Consider the following 3,986-nt stretch of genomic DNA (forward strand, 5'->3'; position numbering starts at 1 on the left):
CGACGAAGGCAATTCGTCAGCGGCTAAACAGGTCATCTCAGACACCTACTACGAGAACTTCGAGGTCATAGAGGGGCGTCTCATAGAACAAGACCCCGAGATGGTCGAGGAGATGGAGGCGGCGTTCAACGAAGAGCTACCATCTCTCATAGACGAAAATGCCTCGGTCGAGGAGGTCGAGTCGAAGGTCTCGGAGATGAAGTCGACACTCGATGAGGCAGAGAAGATTCTCTTAGAGTCGGAGAGCGGTAAGTCGGTCTCTGAGTTCGTTGAGAATGAGAATGGAAGTAGCTCTGACACGGAGACGCCGAACTCGGGCACGACATCTTCCGACTCTAACACCGGGGGGGCTGACTCATCCGGTGATTCGAGTTCGGAATCGGGTACTAATGCCAACTCGCTCCCCGGCTTCGGAGCCGTGGTCTCACTGCTCGCGCTCGTCTCTGTCGCCGTACTCGCTCGCCGACGCCGACGTTAAGTAACCATAGACCAACCATTCTCAAATATGAATATGAATATGAATATGAACAACAGACTCGGAAGAAGGGAGTTCCTCTACTCCGTCGCAGGTGCGGGTCTCATCTCACTGTCGGGATGCACTCAACTTGGGGGAGGCGGAGGAGACCAGATCCCCACTCCGGAGGCACAGGAGGGTGCGACGGGCGTCTCGATAGATGACCTCCCCGACCTGAGCGGAGAGCTAACCGTCTACCTCGGAAGGGGCGAGGGAGGTCTCTACACCGACATAGTCGACTACCTCCAGAACGAACGGTACCCCGACCTCAGACTCGATGTCAGACGTGACTCGTCTTCGAGCCTCGCCAACACTATAATCGAGGAGGCAGAGGCGGACGAAACTCCAGCCGACGTCTTCTGGTCGATAGACGCGGGGGCACTCGGAGCGGTTGCTGACGCGGGTCTTACCTCGCCCCTCCCCGACGAAGTACTCGATAACGTCAACTCGGCTTTCAAGGACTCCGAGGGAAGATGGGTCGGAATATCGGGGCGCGCACGGACTATACCCTTCAACACAGACACATTCGAGAGGTCGGAGATACCCGACGACATACTCGCCTTCCCCGACGACGAGAGGTTCGAGGACGCGATGACGTGGGCACCCTCGTACGGAGCCTTCCAGTCTTTCGTGACAGCGATGCGTATAATACACGGAGAGGACGAGACACGTGACTGGCTCCAGGGGATGTTAGACGCCGGAGTCACAGAACAGAAGGGCGAGTTCCTCGTGACGAACGCAGTAGCTAACGGAGAGGCGAAGGCTGGCTTTGCGAACCACTACTACGCACAGCGTCTCAAGGAGGCGAAACCCGATGCTCCGCTCGGGACTGCGTTCACGAGAGGCGACGCGGGTGCTCTGATAAACTGCTCGGGCGCGTCGGTTATAGAGACGAGCGACTCGAAGGATCTCGCGGCTAACTTCATACGCCATTTCCTCTCTGTCGAGCTACAGAGCTTCCTCGCCGAGAGGGGCTACGAGTATCCGCTCGTACCCGGCGTCGATCCCGCACAGGGTCTCCCCACTATAGACGAACTCGATCCACCCGAGTTCGACCTCACGCGTCTCTCGGAGGTACAGCCGACTCTCGAACTCATGCGAGACGTGGGTGTTCTGTAGTAGAATGAGGACACACCACGACGTCTTCTTCGGCGACTCTAGACGTATGAGCCCCGACCAAGAGGTTGATCTCGTGGTTACATCGCCACCGTATCCGATGATAGAGATGTGGGACGACGTCTTCTCGGATCTAAACCCCGAGATACGTGGTGCTCTCGACGACGGAGACGGTCGGACTGCTTTCAGTCTCATGCACCGAGAGCTCGACGAGGTCTGGGAGTCGGTCGACGAAGTAGTCTCGGAGGGCGGCGTCGTCTGTGTAAACGTCGGCGACGCTACACGTAAGATCGGCGGCTCCTTCGAGAGATACCCCAACCACTCACGTATAACACGTAAGTTCACGGAGATGGGATACGAGCCACTCCCCTCTGTTCTGTGGAGAAAGCCCACCAACTCCGCCGCCAAGTTCATGGGGTCGGGGATGCTTCCGACGAACGCCTACGTCACACTCGAACACGAACATATACTCGTCTTCAGGAAGTCGAAGAGGGAGTTCGAGCCCCACTCCGAGAGACGTTACGAGAGTGCCTACTTCTGGGAGGAACGCAACGACTGGTTCTCGGACGTCTGGACTGACGTCAGAGGTGAGTCGCAGTCACTCGACCTCAACGGCGGATCTGAGACCCTCCGTGACACGTCGGCTGCGTTTCCGTTCGAGATCCCCTACCGTCTCATAAATATGTACTCGGTCTACGGCGACACGGTTCTCGATCCGTTCTGGGGAACAGGAACCACGTCGCTTGCGGCGGTCGTATCGGGACGTAACTCCGTCGGCTACGAGATACGCCGAGATCTCGTCGAGAGCTTCGAGCGGAGACTCGACCAAGTCGAGGAAAAGTCAGACGAAGTCGTTGGGAGACGTCTCGGCAGACACACCGACTTCGTGGACGAGACAGACAGGAGCCTGAAGTACATCTCCGAGAACTACGGCTTCGAGGTCATGACCAAACACGAGAGACAGATAAAGTTTTACTCCGTCGACAGTGTCGAAGAAAGACAAAAGACGCGAGAACGAGAAAACGAACAGAAAGACAGACGCTACGTCGCCGACTACTCCGAGTTCGAGTTCTAGTCCGCGGCGACCGCAGCAGTGCTCGAACTACTCTCTTCTCTTATCTTCTGTATGCTCGTGTAGATTATGACTCCCGTGACGAGGAACGCCGCACCTACGACGAAGACTATGCTCACGGTGTTGAGTATCTCAATTCCGTACTGGTTAGCCGCGAGCTTACTAGCCGTAGAGACCGCCGAGATCAGGAGCATCACGGCGAAGTACTCCTTTATCTCCTCTCCGTCTGTGACCGTCGTCGCGCTCGCGCCGACACGCGCGCCGAGAGCACTTCCGGCTAAGAGAGGCATCACTATGCCGAGATTTATCTTCGAGACGTTGAGGAAGGTTCCGTAGGCTCCGAGACCCACTATCTGGAAGAGGTCGGTTCCGACCGCGACCGCCGCGGGGGCACCGAGTATGTATGTCATCGCGGGCATCACGAGGAAGCCTCCGCCCACGCCTATCAGACCCGCGAGGACTCCTATTGAGAACGCAATCGCGAGAGTTACCCAGACGGATATCTCGATTCCGCCTTTTATCTTCATCATAGGCGGTAGCCTGAACGACTTCACCTTCTCCTGTATAGCCGCACCCGACTCAGACTCAGAGTCAGAGTCAGAGTCAGAGTCTCCACTCGAGCGTGCGTCTCTGAGTATGATGACTCCCATCACGACGAGTATCGTCACGAGTATGAGGCTCACGACGACGTTCGAGAGACCGCGAGCCTTCAGCATGTTGAGTATCTCGTGTCCCACAGTCTCTCCTAAGAGCGTGCCGCCTAAGAGGAAGACAGCCCCGAGTTTGTAGTCTATCTGTCCGTGGTCACGGTGTTTGAGAACCGAGATCACTGCGGTTCCGAAGACGAACGCGAGGCTGTTGCCCGCGGCTACGTCTGCGGGATATCCCGCTACGAGTATCGCGGGGAGTATCAGGAGACTGCCTCCCATTCCGAAGAATCCGAAGAGGACTCCTATCAGGACGCCGAATACCATGAAGATCGCTACCGTCGAAAGACCTACTCCTAGCACCATCTCATTCACCCTTTATGTACTTCATTATGGTTGGAGCAAACGCCTGGTCGAGAAATCCGTAGAAGGCGTTCAGTACGACAGCCTCCGTAAGTAGTATCCCGATTATGGCGAGGGCTTTCACGTTCGCCGATAATGACTATAGTCCGAGCATTGATCTGTCCTTTCTGTTGTGTTGTTTTTGTTTATTGGGTTCAAACCGTTGTGTGTATGTGTCTGACTCGCCGTCTCAGTCGTCAGCGACCATACTTTCCTCGGTCGCGGCACAGCGGTT

General features: G+C 56.3%; 4 protein-coding genes. 3 read left to right on the forward strand and 1 reads right to left on the reverse strand.

Annotation, left to right across the window (positions count from 1 at the left end; all coding sequences use genetic code 11):
- The 3 genes from SV253_09150 to SV253_09160 all read left to right on the forward strand — a co-directional run.
- Positions 1–478 (forward strand): PGF-CTERM sorting domain-containing protein (locus SV253_09150; protein ID MDY6776218.1); only part of this gene is annotated, 478 nt, incomplete at its 5' end.
- 45 nt (positions 479–523) lie between these two features.
- Complete coding sequence (locus SV253_09155; GenBank protein ID MDY6776219.1) at positions 524–1,633, forward strand: extracellular solute-binding protein; 1,110 nt, start codon at positions 524–526, stop codon at positions 1,631–1,633.
- Between the two features lie 4 nt (positions 1,634–1,637).
- Positions 1,638–2,705, forward strand: a complete 1,068-nt coding sequence (locus SV253_09160) for a site-specific DNA-methyltransferase (GenBank protein MDY6776220.1) — start codon at positions 1,638–1,640, stop codon at positions 2,703–2,705.
- Here the strand turns inward: SV253_09160 and SV253_09165 are convergent.
- Positions 2,702–3,715, reverse strand: coding sequence for a sulfite exporter TauE/SafE family protein (locus SV253_09165; protein MDY6776221.1), 1,014 nt, complete (start codon positions 3,713–3,715; stop codon positions 2,702–2,704). The two genes, SV253_09160 and SV253_09165, sit on opposite strands and share 4 nt — an antisense overlap.
- Between the last annotated feature and the right edge of the window lie 271 nt (positions 3,716–3,986).

Source organism: Candidatus Afararchaeum irisae, assembly GCA_034190545.1.
Lineage (GTDB): Archaea > Halobacteriota > Halobacteria > Halobacteriales > Afararchaeaceae > Afararchaeum > Afararchaeum irisae.

Coding starts and splice junctions, on each gene's coding strand:
- SV253_09160 (MDY6776220.1), top strand. CDS start 1,638: ATGAGGACACACCACGACGTCTTCTTCGGCGACTCTAGACGTATGAGC.
- SV253_09165 (MDY6776221.1), bottom strand. CDS start 3,715: ATGGTGCTAGGAGTAGGTCTTTCGACGGTAGCGATCTTCATGGTATTC.
- SV253_09155 (MDY6776219.1), top strand. CDS start 524: ATGAACAACAGACTCGGAAGAAGGGAGTTCCTCTACTCCGTCGCAGGT.